The following is a 21,076-nucleotide window of genomic DNA, read 5'->3' as shown; positions in this document are numbered from 1 at the left end:
AAAGAGGCGCCACTTACAAACTTGAAAAGAGTTGAAGGGATTTTAATCTTTTATTCCAAATATAAGATTGTGGCTTTGACAGCCCAGATCACCACGGCTCGCCTCTCCAAAGACTGGAAGCAGCACGCTCGGCTATGAACTTGCCCAAAATGTACAAAAGCAAGGTCATATTTTAACTCAGGATGAAGTTCACGAAGCTTTTGTTTCTGTTGTTGAAAATATTGTAGTACAATAACTGAAAAAAGTAGGACATCAAAAATCGTCTAAAAATAAACCCTTCTGACTCTTATCAGAAGGCTTTATTTTTTTTGAAATTTAGTTATCTCCAAGAGGATTTTACATGATCTCTATACTCCCTTTTCCTTCCCGTATAACCTCCGGAGTTGCCGTAGTTAAATCAATAACCGTGGAAGGAATATTATTGCCGAAGCCCCCATCAATTACTATATCTACAAGATGATCCCATTTTTCTTTTATAAGTTCAGGATCTGTGGTATATTCCAGGACTTCATCATCGTCTTTTATCGAAGTGGATACAATAGGATTGCCTAATCCCGATACTAAAGCCTTGCATATGTTATTGTCTGGTACTCTAATCCCGACGGTTTTCTTTTTCTTAAAGACATTTGGAAGGTTATTGTTCCCGGGGAGGACAAAAGTATAAGGTCCGGGCAGACATCTTTTCAAAATTTTGAATGTAGCGGTGTCTATTTGCTTTACGTAATCTGAAAGATTGCTTAGATCCTCACAAATAAATGAGAAATTAGCCTTATCTAATTTTACCCCCTTTATCTGCGCAATTTTCTCAAGTGCTGCAGTATTTGTAATATCACATCCCAAACCGTAGACGGTATCTGTGGGGTAAATTACTAATCCCCCATTTCTTAAAGTATCTACCACCTTTTTTATTTTATTTGCTTCAGGATTTTCATTGTATATTCTTAGTAATTCCGCCATAGATCCAATTTTTATTATTAGTTTTTCTCTTTCCGGTTCCTGGTAAAATTTACATTTTTTCTACCTCCTTTTCAAGTTTTAAAACCTTGCTCCCATCTTCCTGTTCAATATACAATGCTTTATTACCTTCTTCCCCATTCCTGGTAATTTTACTTCCATCAATGGTTTTGGTCACCTTCTCTGTAAAAGTAGAAACCACTTTTCCTTCTGCTGTTCCATTTCCCCATTTCCAGGAGACCTTGCTTCCTTCTCTTATCATTTTTTCTTTTGAAGATAAAAAGAATGAATAGAAAAAAAGTCTCTATAACAGAAGTTTAACTGAAAAACTACTAAGACAAAACCTTTAGTTTCGCAAAACGGAGGAGTAAATTTTTGATCCCTCCATGCTCAAAATCAATCTCGGCTTTTTGATCCTGTCCCGCTCCTTCTATTTTCAGCACGGTTCCTTTACCAAAGCGCATGTGCTCCACTTCATTCCCTTCCGCCAGGTTTACTGTTTTAGTAGCTTTTGCCGGTTCCAATGCAGCCGGTTTCAATTTCCGCAGCTTTTGAAGCTGCTGTTCGGTTGGTTTATGTGCCGGCGGTGGGGTTCCCTTCTTTGGTTTTGTTTGCCTTAGTTTACTCTTGTCTACTTCTCCAAAGATATCGGTATCGATAAGCGGCTTGTATTTGTAATCATCCTGCGGAACAAGATAATCCAGAAATTGATCGTCTATTTCTTCAATAAACCTGCTGGCTTCCGCATCTACAAGTTTACCCCAACGATAACGGGACTGTGTATACGTTAAGTATGCCTGGGTTTCTGCACGGGTGAGGGCTACGTAGAATAAACGACGCTCCTCTTCAAGTTCGCTTCTGGTATTCATACTCATTGCTGAAGGGAATAAATCCTCCTCCAGGCCAACAATATAGACATAGGGAAATTCAAGTCCTTTGGCAAGGTGAATCGTCATAAGCGCTACGCGGTCTTCATCTGAAGTATCCTTGTCCATATCTGTCGCCAATGCTACATCCTCCAGAAATTCTGCTAAAGAACCGGAAGAATCTGCCAATTCCTTTTGCTCCTCCACAAAATCTCTGATTCCGTTTAAAAGTTCTTCTATATTTTCAATCCTGGCGACACCTTCCGGAGTACCGTCCTTTTTCATTTCCTGAACGAGTCCTGTTTTCTTGGTAACCGTATCTGCAACCACAAAAGCATCTGCATTTTCACTCAGGATTGTAAAGCTTTTAATCATATTCACGAAATTCTCCAGCTTATTTCGTGTACTTTTATTGATCTTCAGATCCAGGTGATCCAGATTTTCTATTACCTCAAAAATTGATTTGCCATATTGATTTGCAGCTATACTTAGCCGGTCCATTGTTGTTTGTCCTATTCCACGTGCGGGAAAATTAATAATCCTTTTTAGCGCTTCTTCATCTTTGGGATTAATAAGCAACCTTAAATAAGAAAGAATATCCTTTATCTCCTTCCGCTGATAAAATGAAAGTCCGCCGTAAATTCTGTAAGGAATGTCCCGCTTCCGCAGTGCATCTTCCATGGCCCTGCTCTGCGCATTAGTCCTATAGAGAATTGCAAAATCTCCATTGGATAACTGATTCTGCATTTTGGTTTCAAAAATAGAACTTGCCACAAAACGTCCTTCTTCCCCATCGGTAAGCAGACGGTTCACGACGATTTTGGGACCATCATCATTAGCCGTCCATACAACTTTTTCAAGCTTGGTCTTATTTTTGTCAATTATTGAGTTGGCAGCATTAACAATGTTCTTTGTAGAGCGGTAATTTTGCTCCAGCCTGTACATTTCCACATTTTCGTAATCCTTCTGAAAATTGAGGATATTATTAATGTTTGCTCCCCGAAATGCATAAATACTCTGTGCATCATCACCCACCACACAAATATTCTGAAATTTATCTGAAAGCGCCTTTACAATCAAATATTGAGAATGGTTGGTATCCTGGTACTCATCCACCAAAATATACCTAAACCTGCTCTGATATTTGTGCAGCACTTCAGGAAAACGATTCAGTAATTCGTTTGTTTTCAGCAGTAAATCATCAAAATCCATAGCGCCGGCCTTAAAACACCTTTCCACATAAGCCTGATAAATTTCCCCCATCCTGGGTTTTTTGGACATGGCATCTGCTTCCTGTAATTCAGGATTCTGAAAATATGCTTTTACGGTAATCAGGCTATTCTTAAAAGAAGATATCCTGTTATAGACCTGTTTATATTTATAAACATCCTTATCCAGGCGCATATCTTTAATAACTGCCCTTATAACACTCTGAGAGTCCTGCGTATCGTAAATGGTAAAATTTGAAGGATAACCTAATTTGTCCGCTTCAAAACGTAGAATTTTAGCAAAAATGGAGTGAAAAGTCCCCATCCATAAATTCTTTGCTTCGCTACTACCAACAATTTTGGAAATACGGTTTTTCATTTCCCGTGCCGCCTTATTGGTAAAGGTAAGCGACAGTATATTAAAAGGATCCACTCCCTGGCTCATCAGGTAGGCAATTCTATAGGTAAGCACCCGCGTTTTTCCTGATCCTGCACCCGCAATAACGATCATTGCACCGTCTTTTTGCAATACCGGCGCACGCTGCGCTTCGTTTAATTCAGCTAAATAAGATTCCACTTTTCCTTCTTCTTTTAAAACGTGAATTTAACCAAAAAAGCACGTTTACAAAAACAGGAAGTCCCTTCTTATAAATAAAAGCTATATGAATAATTATGAGCAGTTCTATATTTTGAATATCTTTAGATAAATGGGTGCCTTTTATCGGCATTTCCAAGTGGAGATATTACAGAACAGAAAAATTGCTGTATCATGAAGAACTATATGCTGATAATTGCCATTTTTCTATCTCAACTTTTTTTTGCCCAGGAACTGGCACAAAAACGACTTATAGAAGAATACGGAGACAGTTATGAAATACCTTTTGCTGAATTTAAAACCGATACTCTCGCGCTGCTAAAAGTAGTTTTTGATGTGAGCAGACCTTCAGAGAATCAACAAGAGCCAAATGAAATTTTTGTAGCGGCTGCTCGCTTTCTCAATATGCACTATAATGCAGGAGCAAATCCAAATAATCTCAAGATTGCGCTGGTAGTTCACGGGGCTGCCGCCAATGATGTTCTTAATACGGAAGCTTACCTGCGTAGGACTGCAACTGCCAATAATATTGTTAATACCAACGTAGCCCTTTTATCTGCACTGGCACAAGAAGGGGTGGAAATCATCTTATGTGGTCAAACTGCGGTGTATCGTGACATAAAACAACATGATGTTCACCAGGACGTGAAATTTGCCCTTTCGGCAATGACAGCCCTAATGCAGTTACAAAATGAAGGCTACCACCTCATCAATTTTAATTAAACCTGCAACATGAAGTACAAATTATTCTTAGCGTTTCTAGTTACTGGCTTCGGGTTATTTGCCCAATCTGATATACAAATGGAACAGCAAATTGAAGAAATCGAAGACAAAGTAATCGAATGGAGGAGGGACTTTCATCAAAACCCCGAACTTTCTAACCGGGAGTTTAAGACCGCTGAAAAAATAGCAGCTCATCTGGAACGACTTGGAATGGAGGTACAAACTGAAGTCGGAAAAACCGGGGTAGTAGGAATCTTAAAAGGCAAAGGTGAAGGAAAAACAGTGGCTCTTCGTGCAGATATTGATGCCCTGCCTGTAACAGAAAGAAATAATCTCCCTTTTAAATCTGAAGTTACCACAGATTTTTTAGGTGCTGAAACAGGTGTAATGCATGCCTGCGGTCACGATACACATACCGCGATTCTTATGGGCGTTGCTGAAGTTTTATCGAATCATAAAGACAAGATCAACGGTACGGTTAAGTTTATTTTTCAGCCTGCCGAGGAAGGTCCGCCTCCGGGAGAAGAAGGTGGAGCGGCGTTAATGATAAAAGAAGGTGTGCTCACAAATCCTGATGTTGATGCAATTTTTGGTTTACATATAGATTCTGAAGTTCCTGTTGGCACCATTACTTATAAACCTGAAGGAACTATGGCCGCAGTGGAACGTTTTGTAATTAATGTAAAAGGAGAACAAACGCATGGTTCCCAACCCTGGTCCGGAATTGACCCGGTAATGATTTCAGCAAAAATAATTGACGGACTGCAAACCATTATTAGCCGGGAAGCAAAATTAACAGATGCCGCCGCGGTAATCACCGTCGGAAAAATTTCCGGGGGAGTCCGTTTCAATATTATCCCCGAATCGGTGGAAATGATTGGGACGGTTAGGACACTGGATCCCGCGATGAAAGAACTTATTTTAAGAAGAATGAAGGAAATGGTGCCTGCTATTGCTGAAGCTTATAATGCGAAAGCTACGATTAAGATTGAAAATAAAACTTCTATCACCTACAACGATCCTGAATTAACTAAAGAAATGCTCCCCACGCTTCAGGACATTGCCGGAAGTGAAAATGTAAAACTGGTGAAAGCAACTACCGGAGGTGAAGATTTTTCATTTTTTCAGGAAAAGGTTCCCGGATTATATTTTTTTCTTGGAGGAAAACCATTAAATTCCGAGGAGCCTGCACCTCATCATACTCCTGACTTTTTTATAGATGAAAGCGGGTTACTATTGGGCGTGAGGGCTATGTCACAATTGGCGTTGGATTATTTAAATGAATGATGATGAATGGAATTTTAGATTTTTTAGGATCAATTAGCTGGTGGGGTTGGATATTGATTTTCCTGGTTTTAGTAGCTATAAAAGATGTTTTTTTTAACAAAACCCATATTATAAAACATAACTTTCCGGTAGTGGGTAACCTTAGGTATTTCTTAGAGAGTATTGGTCCGGAGCTTCGACAGTACATTGTCGCCAGCAACAGGGAAGAACTCCCATTTAACCGCGGGGAACGCGGCTGGATCTATGCCTCCTCCAAGAACGAAAATAATTATGAAGGTTTCGGGACAGACAGAGACATTTATGGAAATCATTACATTTTTGTAAATAATGCCATGATGCCTTACCGCCTGGAAAAAAACCATCACAATCATAAAGATCCAAATTTTATTGCCTGCGCAAAAGTAATGGGACTTTATCACCAAAGAAGGCGGCCTTTTCGCCCTGCTTCAATTATTAATGTTTCTGCAATGAGCTTCGGCTCACTCTCTGCCAGGGCAATAGAATCTCTAAACCGCGGATGTAAAAAGGCAGCAGCTTTTCATAACACCGGAGAAGGCGGACTCTCTAACTACCATAAAACGGGAGCAGATGTGGTCTACCAGATTGGCACGGCATATTTTGGTGTAAGGGATGACGATGGGAATTTTTGTCTTGAAAAACTTGTGGCACTCGTAGACGAAAATCCGCAGATCAGGGCTATCGAAATAAAACTGTCCCAGGGAGCAAAACCCGGAAAAGGCGGTGTTTTACCTGCATCAAAAATAACCCAGGAAATTGCTGATATAAGGCATATTCCAGTAGGTAAGGATGTACTTTCCCCACCAAACCATACTGCCTTTGGAAATACAGAAGAACTTGTAGATTTTATTGAAAAAATAGCAGAAGCCACAGGGCTACCTGTAGGAATTAAGTCTGCCGTAGGGCAACTTAAACAATGGGAAGAACTTGCAGATATTATGCAGGAGACAGGAACCGGACCCGATTTTATTAGTATTGATGGTGGCGAAGGCGGTACAGGAGCGGCTCCTCCAAGTTTTGCAGATCATGTTTCCCTTCCTTTTATCTATGCATTTTCTGAAGTGTATAAAGTATTTTTAAAACAGGGAATTACAGACAGGATAGTATTTATTGCCAGTGGGAAACTCGGATTTCCGGCAAAAGCCGCTATGGCCATGGCATTGGGTGCAGATTGTGTAAGCGTTGCCCGGGAAGCAATGCTGAGTATTGGCTGCATTCAGGCCCAGGTATGCCACAATAACACCTGTCCCAGCGGTGTTGCTACTCAGAATAAATGGCTCCAGTCCGGAATTAATATTAAAGATAAATCTGAGAGGGTGAATTATTATTTCACAAAATTCAGGAAAGAATTGCTGGAGATTACCCATGCCTGTGGTTACGAACACCCATGCCAGATAGACATGAGTGATGTACAAATAAATCTAAGTGACAAAACCCTTGTTGCCACCTTAGAGGATACTTTTTGTTATCAAAAGAGCAAAGTCGATTTCACCTCTGTTCAGGAGCACGTAGATTCACCGTATTTAGGCGGAAAAGAAAAGTCGAAAGAAGTAACCACAAAAGAAGCTGAAACTGAAAAAACTTCGGTTTATGATAAGAATGATCGAACTAAGACAGAAGATAAAGCCTGATTTTAGTTACTTTTGGCAGCTTTCGGGTTTTAACTAACTAAGACTAGAATATTTTATATGACTGAAGATCTTACTCAGCTTCTTTTCAGCATTCTTCCTGCTATTATCGTAGGTGCCGTTGCTTTTTATTTCTTTCATACTAATTCCAAAAACGAAGAATCCAGAAGAAGATTTCTGCTGCACCGGGAGAATCAAAAGACGGCGCTTCCCATAAAACTGCAGGCTTATGAGCGAATGACATTATTTTTGGAACGAATTTCCCCGGGAAAGATTCTGTTCAGGATAAAACCTGTAAATGACGATCCCAATGCATATGCCAATTTGCTGATCAATACTATAGAACAGGAATTTGAACATAACCTGGCACAACAAATCTATGTGACAGCAGATTGTTGGGACTATATTAAAACAGCAAAAAATGCCACAATAGGTTTAATACGGAAAGCTGCTTCGAGAGAAGAAGTAAAAAATGCAGATAAATTAAGAGAGGGGATTCTTACGTCACTTATTGAAAAACAAGCCCCAACAGATGCGGCTCTGGCTTTTATTAAAAAGGAAGTTAGAAGGATTATTTAAAAAGAGAACCGACTAAAGAATCCTCTTGATTTCTTTTTCTCCTCATTTCTGGCCTTTGCATATTCAAACCCCTGCTGCCACCACTCCGTCATTGCTTTCTTATTAAAAACGAGAGAATTTTCCGTTAGTTTTGTAGGCGTGTAGTAAATATTCAGCTTTACCTGCTTGTTAAGTGCAGCAAGTTTTCCTTCAATAATATCATGGTACTCCACCTGGTCCAGCAAAAATCCGAAAAGGTTCATCATTAAAGAAAAAGGATTTTTCCCCAACACTTTATTGTACTCCATATTTTCGGCTTCCAGAATAACTGCATCGATTTCCTTGGCACCACGTTTTACAGCTTCCCGAATGGGAACAACGCAGCCCAGGCCGCCATCTGCATACTCGCAGTCGTCCTTTGTCGCAAGGCTCATAAAAGGAATATAATTACAGCTTATCCAAATCCAGTCACAAAAATCATCATAAGAAAAGTCATGAATAGATTTATATTCCACCCGGTTTTTGGAGAGATTGGAAACGGTCACCACAACATCTTTAACTTTCGATCTCAGAGATTCAAAATTTTCTTCAGTAAAATGAATTCTGATGTGCTTCTTCAGATTTTTGCTCTCACCAAACGTCCGTTTTCGTTTAATGAATTGCCAGAACATGTTGAAATAGTTAATAGTAATATATTCGCGGCCATCTTTTTTCTTGACGATAAAAGGATTGACGCTGAAAATTTTATGCTGATTTACATTGGTATAAATTTCATGGACCTTTTCAATATTACCATCGGCGAGATGAGGAATTAAGAGACTTCCCGTAGAAGTTCCCAGGTAAAGATCGTATTTCTTTTTCTCTTCTTCTATAAGATATTGTGCTACTCCACCCGCAAAAGCTCCCTTACTACCACCTCCCGAAATTACAAGTGCCCGCATTAAATTTCAATTTGATTAACTTCTTCATTCTTCAATTTCGCATAGTCATAGCCACTCTTCCACCAGACCTTCATTTTCTTCTCATCAAAAATAAGGGAATTGGTAGTCAATACTGTTGGTGTATAATAGAAATTAATGATCACATCTTTATTCGCTGCGGCAAATTTCCCGATTTTAATATTCTGATGTTCGATCCTGTCCAGCATAAACTGAAATAAAGTTGTTATTAAAGAAAAGACATTCATTGAAGGCATGCGGTTTAAATAATTTACTTCGGTCTGCAGGATAATAGCATCAATTTCTGTCGCGCCACGTTTAATTGCTTCTTCTATAGGAACCATAGATCCCAAACCACCATCGGCATATTCGCAGCCTTCCTTTTGCACTAAGCTCATAAACGGGGTATAATTACCAGAAATCCAGATCCAGTCGCAAAAGTCTTCGTAGCTAAAATCTTTGATGGACTTATATTCCACGTCGTTAAGCGATAAATTTGAAACCGTCACAACAATGTCCTTTGCGCTTTGCTTCAGCTTTTCAAACTCTTCAGGAGAAAGTGTTTTTTCGATCAGTTTCCTGAGGTTTTTACTTTCGCCGAAGGTTTTTCTGCCCTTCAGGAGGTTCCGGAATACATTAAAATGATTGATACTAATCTGATCAAATCCGTGTTTTCTTTTAATCAGAAAAGGTCGGTTGCTAAAAATATCTGACTGTTTTACTGAAGTAAAAACATCCTGAATCTTTTCGGTTTTATTGAGTGCCAGGTGAGAAATAAGCAGGCTCCCGGTAGAAGTACCAAGGTAAAGATCGTAATCCCGGTCCAGTTCTTTTATAAGATATTGCGCCACACCACCTGCAAAAGCGCCTTTACTACCTCCTCCTGAAATTACCAGTGCCTTCATCTAATCGCTTAATTTTGTCTGTAAAAATTCCTGTTGCTTCTCCGGAACTTCTTCAGCTAAAGACCTAAATTTTTTCCGGTATTCCTCTTGCTTTAAAAGTTCTTCCAGCAATCTTTTAGAATAATTCCGGAAACTTGAAGTATGATGCTGCGTTCCCTGCAGCAGATCTTTCAGGTTCTTATCTGTAAATGCATTAAGCTGATAAAGGTAGCCGAAGGCATTTTGCCGCGTCCCGAAGTGATAATAAGGAGAAGTATAACTGCTTAGTTCCTCAAAAATTTCCTGGTTCTTTTTCGGTTGAAAATTTGGAGTTGCTAAATTTAAAGCCAGCCATAAGGTTTCAACATTTTTATCCATAAAACCCGTTATCCCCCCGGTCCTTTCCAGGTAAGCATTGCGATTTTCAGGAAATTGCATCCACAAATTGTAAAGCGCGGTTTCTTTGGTGAGGTAAGAATCATCTTTCAAAAGCGATTCATAATCTGATTTTAATTCCGTCGGAATTTCATCCATACTCATTGCTATCGCCTGCCTTACATACAAATTGTTCGTTTCAAAGGCTTTTTCGTAAAGCATTATAGCTTCTTCTGAAGTATTCCCGGCCAGTTGAAACACCACTTCCTGACCAATATAATCGTTAACCGGAAAATCCAGTGCAGCATTTAAATTGGCAAATTTCTGACTTAACGGAACTTCCCGCAAGCCTGCAATGGCAAGATAATCGGTGATAAACTGGGATTTCTTCAGTGAATTTAAAGCATCAGTTGCTTTAAAAGCCGACTGTTTTAGCCAGTTATCTATAAAACCGGAAAGATCCTGACCCGAGGTTTTTTCGACTTCAGCAATAAAATTATCAGTGGTAACCGTACCATAACTGTAGACGTCCAGATAGTTTTTTACCGCCGCTCTAAATGCCTCTTCCCCTACTCTTTCGCGTAAAATATGCAGTGCCCACGCGCCTTTCTGATAAAAAGTTAGTGAACTCGCTTTGGGATTTAAAATTGCTTCCCCCTTGCCGGTATCGCTCATATCTTTTAGTTGCTCTGCACTTTCATATAGCTTCCAGTAATAATAATCCTCCCCAAATATTTCCTTCTCGGCCAGCAACGCATAAAAAGTTGCAAAACCTTCATGCAGCCAGTGATCTTTGCTCCCTTTTTCGGTAACAAGATTTCCAAACCACTGGTGCGCCAGCTCATGCGCATTTACATTTACATAATTGCGGTCGTTAAAACCTGTAGAATCCACCACAAAAACGTTCGAAAATATAGTGGTTCCTGTATTCTCCATTCCAGCATATAAAAAATCCTGAACCGGCACCTGCTTATAATTCTGCCAGGGATAATCCACCCCAATTTCCTGTTCCAGGAAATCAAATATCTCTTTAGAATAGCGGTAAGTTGGTTCTACTTTCAAGGAATCTTCAGGTTCATAATAAAGCAGCATTTTTACCCCGGAAGCACTTACTTTTTCCTCTTTTTTATAATTCCCCGCTGCAACGGCCACCAGATAACTGCTCATCGGCTGCTCCATATCGAAGCTCCATTGTACAACAGAATCATTTAAAACTTTTCTTTCCTGAAGCACTCCGTTTGCAATAATTTCATAGCCTGGCCTAAACCTAAACTGCAGGTCGAAAATTGCCTTTTCCTGCATGTCATCAAAACTGGGCAACCAGTGCGAAGTATATTTTCCCTGCCCCTGCGTCCAGACCTGCCGTGGCGCATTTACAGCCTCTGGTGCATCCCAATTAATGAAGTACATTGTCTGGTTTGGGGTTGCCGAATACTTAAGCGTGAGTTTATTGCCTTCGGAAGGTCGAAAATTGCCTTTTATCCATAGTCCCCTGCCACTATTGCTGAATTCAGCTTTTTTTCCATTCAGCATTACCTCTTCAAAATCCATATTATGAGCATCGATGAAGATTGAATCTGTAAATTGAAGAATTTCGAACAAATATTCGACTTCCCCTGTTACTTTTTCCTCTTCCGGAAGAATAGAAACACTTGCATTGACGTTTTTGAAGTCAACATGCTGAAGTTGATCTGTAAAATCTGAATTTTGGGCAATTCCTGTTATAAAAATCAATAAAAACAGGCTTTGGAAAATCTTTTTCATGCTGAAGGTTACAATAAAATTTAAATTTACAAAAATATGAAGGCCTGAAACCGGTGATACTTCAAAAATGGCAATTTTCGTGCCCGGGAAATCAGGTACACATCTGGTCGTACAATTTTATCTGGATTTAATATCTTCGTTTCTATGAATCCGAACATTCTCCAAACGCCAATCGACTACCTGAAAGGAGTAGGTCCCGGTCGAGCCGATTTACTGCGGAAGGAGCTCGGCATTCACACGTATCAGGATCTTCTTAATTTTTTTCCGAATCGTTATCTCGACAAAACCAGGTTTTACAAGACTGCCCAGCTTGAACGGACTTCTTCAGAAGTGCAAATCGTTGGCAAGATCACCCACCTTAAAACCGTGGAACAGAAACGTGGAAAACGTCTCGTGGCAGATTTTGTTGATGATACCGGCAAGATGGAACTGGTTTGGTTCAGGGGACACAAATGGATTCGGGAAAACCTGAAAATCAATACGCCTTACGTAATCTTCGGAAAAACCAACTGGTTTAATGGCATGTTTAGTATGCCTCACCCGGAGATGGAACTGGTTGAAGAGTACAAAAAACAGCTGCGCACAGCGATGCAACCTGTTTATCCTTCTACGGAATTGCTGGCGAAAAAAGGTGTTAGCAACAGGGTGATCAATAAGATCATGCAGCAACTCTTCGCAGAAACCAACGGAAAATTTTACGATACGCTTACAACTGAAATTCGGGAGGAACTAAAACTTATTCCCAAAGCTGAAGCGATGTTTAATGTACATTTTCCGAAGAGCCAGGAACTGCTGGCAAAAGCACAATTCCGGTTAAAATTTGAAGAGTTGTTTTATATTCAGTTGCAGCTGCTCATTAAGAACATGCTTCAGAAAAAGAAGATAAAGGGATTTGTTTTTGATCAGATTGGTGAAAATTTCGGTGATTTCTACAAGGAGCATCTTCCTTTTGAACTTACTAACGCTCAAAAACGGGTGATCAAAGAAATACGCAGTGACCTTGGCAGCGGCGCACAAATGAACCGGTTGTTACAGGGCGACGTGGGATCGGGAAAAACCATTGTTGCTTTAATGGCGATGCTGATTGCGTTGGACAATAATTTCCAGGCCTGCTTAATGGCGCCGACAGAAATATTGTCTATTCAGCATTACCAGGGTTTAAAAGAATTGTGCAGCGAATTAAATGTTAGCATCTACCTTTTAACCGGTTCCACAAAAACAAAGAAGAGAAGGGAAATTCACGAAAAGCTGGAAAATGGGGAAATAGACATCCTGATTGGTACGCACGCCCTGCTTGAAGATAAAGTAAAATTTAAGAATCTTGGCCTTGCCATTATTGATGAGCAACATAGGTTTGGAGTTGCTCAAAGGGCGAAATTGTGGAAAAAGAATACGTTGCCTCCACATATCCTAGTGATGACTGCGACTCCAATTCCAAGAACCCTCGCGATGAGCCTTTATGGCGATCTCGATATTTCGGTTATAGATGAATTGCCACCGGGACGAAAGCCGATAAAAACCGTGCACCGTTATGACAGTAACCGCCTGAAAGTTTTTCGGTTTATAAAAGAAGAAATCCAGAAAGGGAGACAGGTTTATATCGTTTATCCGCTGATCCAGGAATCTGAAAAAATGGATTATAAGGATCTTATGGATGGCTACGAAAGTATTGCAAGAGAGTTTCCTGATAATCAGATTTCGATTGTCCACGGACAAATGAAACCGGCAGATAAAGATTATGAAATGGACAGGTTTGTACGCGGCGAAACGCAAATAATGGTAGCCACCACGGTGATTGAAGTCGGCGTAAACGTGCCGAATGCCAGCATGATGATTATTGAAAGTGCAGAACGTTTTGGACTTTCGCAATTGCACCAGTTACGCGGACGAGTTGGCCGTGGTGCCGAACAAAGTTTTTGTATCCTTATGACCGGGCATAAACTTTCCAACGACAGCAAAACCCGGTTACAAACTATGGTAAGCACCAACGACGGATTCGAAATTGCCGAAGTGGACCTGAAACTCCGCGGCCCTGGAGATATGATGGGGACCCAGCAAAGCGGCGTCCTCAATTTAAAAATTGCAGATATTGTAAAAGATAACGACATTCTTAAAACCGCCCGATATCATGCACTGCAAATACTTAAAGAAGATCCCGATTTGGCTTCAGAAAAAAATGCTGTTTTAAAATTTACCTATGCCCAACTCGTAAAGCATAAGAATATCTGGAATTATATAAGCTAGCACTATTAGAGTGCTGTGCTCAAATAAGAAAGAAGCAGGAAGCAGGAATTATGAGACAAGAGGCAGGAAACAAGAGGAAATGAAAAGTTCATTTTTCTGCGGGTATTAGAAATTATTGGTGGATTTGTGGTGAAACTACAGGTCGATAATTGACATTTTCGAAGCATCGCTTTTAAATGAGGAGAGAGAAGAGAGGCAGGAAACTGATTTAAAAAATAACGTTTCAAAATTGTTTAGCAAAAAAGATAAATACAAAGTGGTCTTCTAATTTTTGAAGCACTTCAAAAATTACTTATAATTTATGCTAAAATCAATCGTAGTACTATCTTTGCTGCCTGAAAACAGAACCCGATGAAAATTTCTTATAACTGGCTAAAGCAATTCATAAAACTCCCTGAAAATCCGACTGAAACCGGAGATTTATTAACAGACCTGGGGCTTGAAGTAGAAGGAATTACTTCTTTCCAAAGCATCAAAGGCGGACTGGAAGGAGTAGTGGTTGGTCACGTGCTAACCTGCAACCCACATCCCAATGCCGACAGGTTGAACCTTACCACCGTAGACCTGGGAAATGGTGAGAATGTACAAATAGTTTGTGGCGCCCCTAATATTGCAGCCGGACAAAAAGTTCCGGTGGCAACAATTGGGACTACGCTTTATGATGAAAAGGGAGAGGAATGGACAATTAAAAAAGGGAAAATACGCGGAGAAGCGAGCCACGGGATGATCTGTTCAGAAAAAGAAATTGGACTGGGCGGCAGCCATGAAGGGATCATGGTAATGGACAACGAATTGGTTCCCGGAACACCAGTTGCCGAGATTTTTAATATTGAAAACGATCATGTTTTTGAAATTGGTCTTACCCCAAACCGGGCAGATGCCATGAGCCACTGGGGTGTGGCGCGGGATTTAAAAGCCGGCTACAAGCAACAGGGTAAAAACCTGGAATTGATTACCCCTTCGGTAAGTAGTTTTCATGTAGATAACCGAAGCCTTAAAATTCCGATACATATAGAAGATTCCAGCCTTGCACCAAGATATTGCGGCGTAAGCATTTCAGGCTTAAAAATCGAGCCTTCACCCTCATGGCTGAAAAATCGTTTAAAGGCAATTGGTATTGGCCCTAAGAACAACGTGGTAGATGCGACAAACTACGTGATGCACGAATTGGGACAACCGCTGCACGCTTTTGATGCAGATAAAATTGCAGGAAGGGAGATAAAGGTACAAACGCTCGAAAAAGGCACAAAATTCACCACTTTAGATGAAGTGGAGAGAGAGCTTCACGAAGAAGATTTAATGATTTGCGACGCCGAAAAACCTCTTGCCATTGCCGGCGTGTTTGGCGGACTGGGAAGCGGGGTTTCTGCAAATACCAATAATATTTTCCTGGAAAGTGCTTACTTTAATTCGGTTAGCGTAAGGAAAACCGCAAAAAGACACGGACTTAACACCGATGCTTCCTTTAGGTACGAACGTGGTATAGACCCAGGCATTGCTGAATATGCCATAAAACGTGCTGCACTGCTGATCAAAGAAATTGCCGGCGGGAAAATTACCAGTGATATTGATGATATTTATCCAAAGAAAATTGAAGATTTTCAGGTGTTCTTAACCTTTGAAAAGGTAAACAAACTTATTGGTGAAAACCTTCAGGAAGAGACGATAAAATCTATTCTGGCTTCCCTGGAAATTAGAGTTAATAATGTTACCGAAACTGGAATGGGACTTACTATTCCTTCGTACAGGGTAGATGTGCAAAGGGAATCTGACGTTATCGAGGAAATCCTTCGGGTTTACGGTTATAACAACATTAAATTCGGCGAAAAACTGAAAATTTCTGTTGCGAACTCTTCAAAGTATGAAGATTATAAGTTGCAGAATATTATCGCCAACCAATTAACAGGCCAGGGATTTCACGAAACTATGGCGAACTCCCTTACCAGTCCTGCTTATATTAAGCTAAGCGAACAATTAAAAGAGGAACATAGCGTGAACATGCTTAATCCGCTTAGCCAGGACCTTAGCGTGATGCGTCAGTCTTTGTTATTTTCCGGACTTGAAACGGTGAATTACAATATTAACCGCCGCCACGGTGATTTAAAGCTTTTTGAATTCGGAAAGACTTACCACAATTACGTAAGCGGCCGCGTGGAAGATAAACATTTGTCTGTTTTTGTATCTGGAAATCGAAATCCGGAAGGATGGAACTTACAGGAGAATAGAGGGAATTTCTTCTATCTGAAAGGAGTTGCGGAATCGATCCTGAACCGCCTGGGAATTACAAACCTTAAAGCTGGATCAGCTAAATCTGATGTGTTTTCTGAAGGGGTTGCGATGAGTTCCAAGAAAGCCACTCTGGTAGAATTTGGGGTGGTTAGAAAGTCGATTTTAAAGCATTTTGATATTGATCAGGAAGTGCTTTTTGCCGATTTTAACTGGGATGCTGTAATAGAATTGGTAAAAATGCAAAAAATCAACTTCACTGCAATTCCGAGGTTTCCGGCGGTAAGAAGGGATTTCGCGCTATTATTGGACGAGTCTGTTAAATATGAAGATATCCAGTCCATCGCAATACAAACAGAAAAGAAATTCCTGAAAACTGTAAATTTATTTGATGTTTACCAGGGAAGTAATCTTCCGGAAGGCAAAAAAAGTTATGCCGTAAGTTTTATGTTTCAGGATGAAAATAAGACGCTTACAGATAAGCAGGTGGACAAGATTATGAGTAAACTTCAGCAAAGATTTGAAAAAGATCTTCATGCTGAATTGAGATAAAATAGTAATAGCTTAAAGCAAAAAACCGTGTAAAGTATTTTACACGGTTTTTTTTGACATATTAATTCCCTACTATGGGAAATCTTTGAAAATTTCGTCTATATATTCCTGGATATCACTTTCCATTCTGCGCGTTCCAATTTCTTCAGAACTTGTAGCACGCCATAAGATTTCATTAGTTCTCCTGTCTATAAAATCAATCACAATAGACCTTTCCGCATAAGGAATCTGCTTTGCATCACTTCCGGTTATTCTCTGGATCGTATAATAGTTTTCATAAGTGTAAGGTTCGTAATAAGAACCAATGAAATGCCCCGGACGGTAATAAGAATAGCTGGTATATACTGGGTTTGAAATGCCTGCGATATTTTCATCAAACATAGAATGAACATAAATGAGGACATCAGGCTGGCCTATATCCAAAACGTACCCTTCTTCCTGCATATGCATGTTTATGGTCTCTATAATGTTCTCCTGAATTTCCTCATTATCGAGCTTACGGCTTTTGATTGTATCTTTATTTGGCAAATAGGCATAAGAATCATATGCTTTTAACTTTTTCGCATTATCCTTTGAAGGCCCACTTCCGGAACCACATGCTGCAAGCGTTAAAGTTGCCAGCAAAATCAAAAGATAAGAGTTTAAATTTTTCATAGTAACTGTTTTTCTTTTTGGAAATGTTAAATTAGTCCTTATGAGCTGAAAAATAAAGGCTTTCAGGCACTTTTAAATAAGTTTAACAGGAAAAGTCCTGAAAGAATAAACAATTCTTAATTTGCCTTAAAAGAAATAGTAGTCTTTATTGATCAGGTCAGGGCAGGTGCTGAAAATGGCAATTATCGTCGTTCTATTATGACCCGATGTACCTTCAACTTTTTTAAGCTTTTATGACCTCTCTTGTTGTAAAAAAGATTATTAACGTTTGTATAAAAAATTTTGTTTGGGATTTTAGGAGTTAAATACCTAATTTAGTGCTGGATGCTAAAGAAACGATTAATGAAGCTGAACCTCTCACACACCAATATCCAAAAACAACTTTTACGTTCCCGCAGCAAAAGAGTTTCTGAAGAAAAAATTCTGCAACAGGTTCAGGATATTCTTAAAGCTGCTGAAAATCAAAATGATGTAATCCTGGAAGCGCTGAAGGATGGATCTTCAGCATATAGAAATATCTTCAATTTTGATCATCTGGAAAGCAACAGGATATTCCATATCTCAGATATTGAAAAAATTTGTGTGATATACCGGCTACGGTTTCTAAGTACAAAATATTTCAAGGGTAATATTCCGCACGAGGCGATTTCCGAAATAAAACGTTTGGAGCAACAGCATGACACCTCCTTAAAAGGGTTTAAAATACTTGCTCCTTCTAAACTTTTTAAACTTAAGAATGCAGATGACCCTTTACTTATGGCGCCAATGGGAAATGATTACTACTATTTGATCCATAAATGGGGAAATGATCTAAGTCCGTTTCGCAAAATCTTTATGTGGCCCTTCAGGACATTTGAAAATTTTGCTTTGGTCCTGATTATTAGCAGCTTTTTGCTTGCTTTACTGGTGCCGGATGGAATGTTCTCCCCCCGGCAGACTACAGCCGAGTTTTTTATGATCTTCTTTTTTATGTTTAAATGGGTTGCAGGTCTTGCGATTTTCTTCGGAATTAAAAAGGGGAAAAATTTTAGTTCCGAAATCTGGAACAGCAAGTATTACAATGCTTAGAACGTTAAACTCTGCATAAAGCCCCTGTTTGCAAGCGTTGATATTTGTATTTTAGTTCTTCAAAACAATAAATTTATGGATACCGACCAAAGCTATGAACACGTCTATACGGGTGCTGAAACCAATGTTCAATACTTACAGGAGTTATTTGAAAAGGAAGGAATTTCTTCCCGGGTGAGAAACGACTTTGATTCAGGCTTAAGAGCAGGTTTTGGTGGAGGATTGCCGGGCCAGGTTCTTCTTTTTGTTGTTAAAGATCATTACGATGAAGCCTTGAAAATAGCCAGGGAAACTTTTCCGAAGGATTTTAAAGATGAATAGCAACCAGCCGGAAAGGAAACGTAATACCTGGCAACTGGTTTTAGGGCTTGTTTTTATAGGCTATGGAAGTTACAGGCTCTACTACACCATAAACTCCCCTGAAGAAGACACCCTGGGAATGGTTCTCGCCATAGGTTTTATTGCCTTTGGTATCTACGACCTTTATAAATATTACAATCGCACCTAAACCAAAAAGTCCTACAGGATTAGAAAAAAACTACAGGACCTTGCTTCTTACCACTGCAATACCGCACTTGCCCATGTAAACCCACTCCCAAAAGCAGCGAGTACCACAACATCACCTTCTTTTACTTTCCCTTCTTCCCAGGCTTCAGTTAAAGCTATTGGAATTGATGCGGCTGTTGTGTTTCCGTACTTCTGAATATTATTATAAACCTGATCATCCTTCAGTTTAAATTTCTGTTGAATAAACTGTGAAATCCGCAGATTTGCCTGGTGCGGAATGAGCATATCGATATCTTTTACCTCCAGTCCATTTGCTGTTAGCCCTTCCATGATTACTTCCGAAAAACGGACTACGGCATTTTTGAAAACAAATTGCCCGTTCATATACGGATAATAAGGAATATCATCTCCCTGCGGATTTTCAGCAATTATTTCCGGCACCCAGTGGTTGGTGCTTGGGCCTCTTAAAGAAAGTTCCAGCGCATGCTTCCCTTCAGAATGTAGATGGGTGGATAAAATTCCCTGACTGTTATGATCGCTTCGTGTAAGTACCGCTGCTCCTGCCCCATCTCCAAAAATAACCGAAACAGACCGGCCGCGGGTTGTCATATCCAGCCCTCCGCTATGGTTTTCACTCCCAATTACCAGTACGTTTTTGTACATCCCGGTCTTAATGAACTGGTCTGCTACCGAGATAGCATAGATAAAACCACTGCACTGGTTCCTGACATCCAGGGCGGGACAGGTTTTTATATCAAGCATTTCCTGCACTTGCACGCCGCAACCCGGGAAATAGTAATCTGGACTTAAGGTAGCGAAAACAATAAGGTCAATATCATCTTTAGAAATTTCTGCTCTTTCCAAGGCAATTTTAGCAGCTTTTACTCCCATTATTGCAGTGGAGTTGCCATCTCCCTTCTTTATATGTCGCCGCTTCTTTATTCCTGTTCTCTCCTGAATCCACTCGTCGTTGGTATCCATGAGCTTCGAAAGATCATCATTGGTCACCACATTCTCCGGCACGTAACTTCCTAAACCCGCAATTTTGGACTGATACATATTCTGAATTTTCAGTTTTGTTTATTATTCAACTTCAATTTAAGCATTTCAGCAAAAATTAGGTATGCAATATAAGAAACATTACGTTTTCGGGAATGTTTCCTGTAAAGTTTTACAGGTAAAAGCCTACAGGCAGGAAAAAGAAAAAGCCCGCTATGCGAGCTTTTTCAATTTATCTTAAATAGACAAGATTTCTACATATCACCAGCAGTGTTGTAGTATGAACCATAGGAGTCGTACTCATTTTGATCTAAAGAGCCATCCCTGTTACGGTCCATATAACTGTAAACTCCTGCATTAAGTTCATCCTGGTTTACATTTCCATCACGGTTTGTGTCGTAACTGCTATAAAAGTCTGAGTCTCTAAAACTCTCCTGATATTCATCACTGGTCAGGTTTCCATCCCGATTGGTGTCGTAGTCATCATAGTTCCTGGATTCCATATAGTCACCGTACATGTTGTCATAACCTTCATTCCACTCATCTTCAGAAATTTGATTATCCCTGTCTCGATCCACATTTCTGTACGTGTTTTCATAGAATTCACGTTCATCAACATTGTCATCATTGTTTTGGTCCCAGGTGGCGTAGGTGTTGTTGTACTAATCGTCAAACTCAGTGCGATCTATAGTTCCATCCATGTTGCCATCGTAATCATCATACCCGGTATTTTGTCCAACAGCCACTGTGCTTAGGAACAAAAATGCACCAAGTATACTTAAAGTTTGCATCTTCATAATATATTTTTTTTAATGGTTAAACTTAGGACGAATATAAAAACACAAGCCTCTGTTATAAAGCAATTTATCAGAATTTAACAACCGAAACTGCCTTTTTTACGACTATAATAACACTACTTAAAACAGAAAGGAAGTCTCTATAAAATAGAAAAGCGCAAATCTCAAAAAGAGAATGCGCTTTTCACAACCTAACCAATAAACCAATTCTTACAAATACCTCTTGTACCT

At 39.8% G+C, this 21,076-nt stretch carries 19 protein-coding genes; 9 read left to right on the top strand and 10 right to left on the bottom strand.

Going from position 1 to position 21,076, the window contains the following annotated elements; genetic code table 11:
* Positions 1-336: 336 nt before the first annotated feature.
* From RM545_RS16895 to RM545_RS16885, 3 genes are all read right to left on the bottom strand, one after another.
* Positions 337-957 (bottom strand): L-threonylcarbamoyladenylate synthase, encoded by a 621-nt coding sequence (locus RM545_RS16895; protein ID WP_311496464.1) that lies wholly within the window; start codon positions 955-957, stop codon positions 337-339.
* A 49-nt stretch (positions 958-1,006) separates the two neighbouring features.
* On the bottom strand, positions 1,007-1,216 hold the full coding sequence (locus RM545_RS16890) for a hypervirulence associated TUDOR domain-containing protein (protein ID WP_311496463.1): 210 nt from the start codon (positions 1,214-1,216) through the stop codon (positions 1,007-1,009).
* A gap of 70 nt (positions 1,217-1,286) precedes the next feature.
* On the bottom strand, positions 1,287-3,605 hold the full coding sequence (locus tag RM545_RS16885; RefSeq protein ID WP_311496462.1) for an ATP-dependent helicase: 2,319 nt from the start codon (positions 3,603-3,605) through the stop codon (positions 1,287-1,289).
* A 192-nt stretch (positions 3,606-3,797) separates the two neighbouring features.
* Here RM545_RS16885 and RM545_RS16880 point away from each other — a divergent pair, with 192 nt between their 5' ends.
* Genes RM545_RS16880 through RM545_RS16865 form a run of 4 tightly spaced genes read left to right on the top strand, consistent with a single transcriptional unit; the run spans position 3,798 to position 7,858 of the window.
* Positions 3,798-4,346, top strand: a complete 549-nt coding sequence (locus RM545_RS16880) for a DsrE family protein (protein ID WP_311496461.1) — start codon at positions 3,798-3,800, stop codon at positions 4,344-4,346.
* Between the two features lie 9 nt (positions 4,347-4,355).
* Positions 4,356-5,633 carry an amidohydrolase gene (locus tag RM545_RS16875; protein ID WP_311496460.1) on the top strand — a complete coding sequence of 426 codons (1,278 nt, stop codon included), beginning with the start codon at positions 4,356-4,358 and terminating at the stop codon, positions 5,631-5,633.
* A 2-nt stretch (positions 5,634-5,635) separates the two neighbouring features.
* Positions 5,636-7,282 carry an FMN-binding glutamate synthase family protein gene (locus RM545_RS16870; protein ID WP_311496459.1) on the top strand — a complete coding sequence of 549 codons (1,647 nt, stop codon included), beginning with the start codon at positions 5,636-5,638 and terminating at the stop codon, positions 7,280-7,282.
* 57 nt (positions 7,283-7,339) lie between these two features.
* Positions 7,340-7,858: a DUF7935 family protein gene (locus tag RM545_RS16865; protein ID WP_311496458.1), complete on the top strand. Its 519-nt coding sequence runs from the start codon at positions 7,340-7,342 to the stop codon at positions 7,856-7,858.
* On the opposite strand, the gene RM545_RS16860 is transcribed toward RM545_RS16865, so the two are convergent.
* The 3 genes from RM545_RS16860 to RM545_RS16850 are packed head-to-tail and all read right to left on the bottom strand — an operon-like array spanning position 7,855 to position 11,798.
* Complete coding sequence (locus tag RM545_RS16860; protein ID WP_311496457.1) at positions 7,855-8,778, bottom strand: patatin-like phospholipase family protein; 924 nt, start codon at positions 8,776-8,778, stop codon at positions 7,855-7,857. The two genes, RM545_RS16865 and RM545_RS16860, sit on opposite strands and share 4 nt — an antisense overlap.
* The gene (locus RM545_RS16855; protein WP_311496456.1) at positions 8,778-9,680 is read right to left on the bottom strand and encodes a patatin-like phospholipase family protein; all 903 of its coding nucleotides are present in this window, start codon (positions 9,678-9,680) and stop codon (positions 8,778-8,780) included. The genes RM545_RS16860 and RM545_RS16855 overlap by 1 nt, the downstream gene beginning before the upstream one ends.
* Positions 9,681-11,798 carry a M1 family metallopeptidase gene (locus tag RM545_RS16850; RefSeq protein WP_311496455.1) on the bottom strand — a complete coding sequence of 706 codons (2,118 nt, stop codon included), beginning with the start codon at positions 11,796-11,798 and terminating at the stop codon, positions 9,681-9,683.
* 144 nt (positions 11,799-11,942) lie between these two features.
* Between RM545_RS16850 and recG the strand changes: the two genes are divergently transcribed.
* Positions 11,943-14,042 (top strand): ATP-dependent DNA helicase RecG, encoded by a 2,100-nt coding sequence (recG, locus tag RM545_RS16845; protein ID WP_311496454.1) that lies wholly within the window; start codon positions 11,943-11,945, stop codon positions 14,040-14,042.
* A gap of 351 nt (positions 14,043-14,393) precedes the next feature.
* Complete coding sequence (gene pheT, locus RM545_RS16840) at positions 14,394-16,820, top strand: phenylalanine--tRNA ligase subunit beta (RefSeq protein WP_311496453.1); 2,427 nt, start codon at positions 14,394-14,396, stop codon at positions 16,818-16,820.
* A gap of 72 nt (positions 16,821-16,892) precedes the next feature.
* Here the strand turns inward: pheT and RM545_RS16835 are convergent, their stop codons facing one another.
* Positions 16,893-17,474 carry a DUF4136 domain-containing protein gene (locus tag RM545_RS16835; RefSeq protein ID WP_311496452.1) on the bottom strand — a complete coding sequence of 194 codons (582 nt, stop codon included), beginning with the start codon at positions 17,472-17,474 and terminating at the stop codon, positions 16,893-16,895.
* Between the two features lie 342 nt (positions 17,475-17,816).
* Between RM545_RS16835 and RM545_RS16830 the strand changes: the two genes are divergently transcribed.
* The 3 genes from RM545_RS16830 to RM545_RS16820 all read left to right on the top strand — a co-directional run bounded on the left by RM545_RS16830 (position 17,817) and on the right by RM545_RS16820 (position 19,050).
* On the top strand, positions 17,817-18,542 hold the full coding sequence (locus tag RM545_RS16830) for a hypothetical protein (RefSeq protein ID WP_311496451.1): 726 nt from the start codon (positions 17,817-17,819) through the stop codon (positions 18,540-18,542).
* Positions 18,543-18,617: 75 nt separating this feature from the next.
* Positions 18,618-18,863 carry a putative signal transducing protein gene (locus tag RM545_RS16825; RefSeq protein WP_311496450.1) on the top strand — a complete coding sequence of 82 codons (246 nt, stop codon included), beginning with the start codon at positions 18,618-18,620 and terminating at the stop codon, positions 18,861-18,863.
* Positions 18,856-19,050 (top strand): hypothetical protein, encoded by a 195-nt coding sequence (locus RM545_RS16820; protein ID WP_311496449.1) that lies wholly within the window; start codon positions 18,856-18,858, stop codon positions 19,048-19,050. Before RM545_RS16825 ends, RM545_RS16820 begins: the two co-directional genes overlap by 8 nt.
* 47 nt (positions 19,051-19,097) lie before the next feature.
* Here RM545_RS16820 and RM545_RS16815 read toward each other — a convergent pair whose 3' ends face one another.
* The 3 genes from RM545_RS16815 to RM545_RS16805 form a co-directional block, all read right to left on the bottom strand.
* Positions 19,098-20,108, bottom strand: a complete 1,011-nt coding sequence (locus tag RM545_RS16815; protein WP_311496448.1) for a 3-oxoacyl-ACP synthase III family protein — start codon at positions 20,106-20,108, stop codon at positions 19,098-19,100.
* Positions 20,109-20,302: 194 nt separating this feature from the next.
* A complete protein-coding gene (locus RM545_RS16810) occupies positions 20,303-20,626 on the bottom strand; it encodes an EF-hand domain-containing protein (protein WP_311496447.1) in 324 nt (107 codons plus the stop codon).
* Between the two features lie 84 nt (positions 20,627-20,710).
* Complete coding sequence (locus RM545_RS16805) at positions 20,711-20,845, bottom strand: hypothetical protein (protein WP_311496446.1); 135 nt, start codon at positions 20,843-20,845, stop codon at positions 20,711-20,713.
* Positions 20,846-21,076 lie beyond the last annotated feature (231 nt).

Source organism: Autumnicola lenta (assembly GCF_031846515.1).
Taxonomy (GTDB): domain Bacteria; phylum Bacteroidota; class Bacteroidia; order Flavobacteriales; family Flavobacteriaceae; genus Autumnicola; species Autumnicola lenta.
This window is presented reverse-complemented; position numbering and strand designations above follow the sequence as displayed.

Excerpts from the sequence above, each read along its gene's own strand:
- RM545_RS16890 (WP_311496463.1), bottom strand. The coding sequence starts at position 1,216 with ATGATAAGAGAAGGAAGCAAGGTCTCCTGGAAATGGGGAAATGGAACA.
- RM545_RS16865 (WP_311496458.1), top strand. The coding sequence starts at position 7,340 with ATGACTGAAGATCTTACTCAGCTTCTTTTCAGCATTCTTCCTGCTATT.
- RM545_RS16850 (WP_311496455.1), bottom strand. The coding sequence starts at position 11,798 with ATGAAAAAGATTTTCCAAAGCCTGTTTTTATTGATTTTTATAACAGGA.
- RM545_RS16835 (WP_311496452.1), bottom strand. The coding sequence starts at position 17,474 with ATGAAAAATTTAAACTCTTATCTTTTGATTTTGCTGGCAACTTTAACG.
- RM545_RS16855 (WP_311496456.1), bottom strand. The coding sequence starts at position 9,680 with ATGAAGGCACTGGTAATTTCAGGAGGAGGTAGTAAAGGCGCTTTTGCA.
- RM545_RS16805 (WP_311496446.1), bottom strand. The coding sequence starts at position 20,845 with ATGAAGATGCAAACTTTAAGTATACTTGGTGCATTTTTGTTCCTAAGC.
- RM545_RS16875 (WP_311496460.1), top strand. The coding sequence starts at position 4,356 with ATGAAGTACAAATTATTCTTAGCGTTTCTAGTTACTGGCTTCGGGTTA.
- RM545_RS16830 (WP_311496451.1), top strand. The coding sequence starts at position 17,817 with ATGAAGCTGAACCTCTCACACACCAATATCCAAAAACAACTTTTACGT.
- pheT (WP_311496453.1), top strand. The coding sequence starts at position 14,394 with ATGAAAATTTCTTATAACTGGCTAAAGCAATTCATAAAACTCCCTGAA.
- RM545_RS16815 (WP_311496448.1), bottom strand. The coding sequence starts at position 20,108 with ATGTATCAGTCCAAAATTGCGGGTTTAGGAAGTTACGTGCCGGAGAAT.
- RM545_RS16870 (WP_311496459.1), top strand. The coding sequence starts at position 5,636 with ATGAATGGAATTTTAGATTTTTTAGGATCAATTAGCTGGTGGGGTTGG.
- recG (WP_311496454.1), top strand. The coding sequence starts at position 11,943 with ATGAATCCGAACATTCTCCAAACGCCAATCGACTACCTGAAAGGAGTA.
- RM545_RS16895 (WP_311496464.1), bottom strand. The coding sequence starts at position 957 with ATGGCGGAATTACTAAGAATATACAATGAAAATCCTGAAGCAAATAAA.
- RM545_RS16860 (WP_311496457.1), bottom strand. The coding sequence starts at position 8,778 with ATGCGGGCACTTGTAATTTCGGGAGGTGGTAGTAAGGGAGCTTTTGCG.
- RM545_RS16825 (WP_311496450.1), top strand. The coding sequence starts at position 18,618 with ATGGATACCGACCAAAGCTATGAACACGTCTATACGGGTGCTGAAACC.
- RM545_RS16820 (WP_311496449.1), top strand. The coding sequence starts at position 18,856 with ATGAATAGCAACCAGCCGGAAAGGAAACGTAATACCTGGCAACTGGTT.
- RM545_RS16880 (WP_311496461.1), top strand. The coding sequence starts at position 3,798 with ATGAAGAACTATATGCTGATAATTGCCATTTTTCTATCTCAACTTTTT.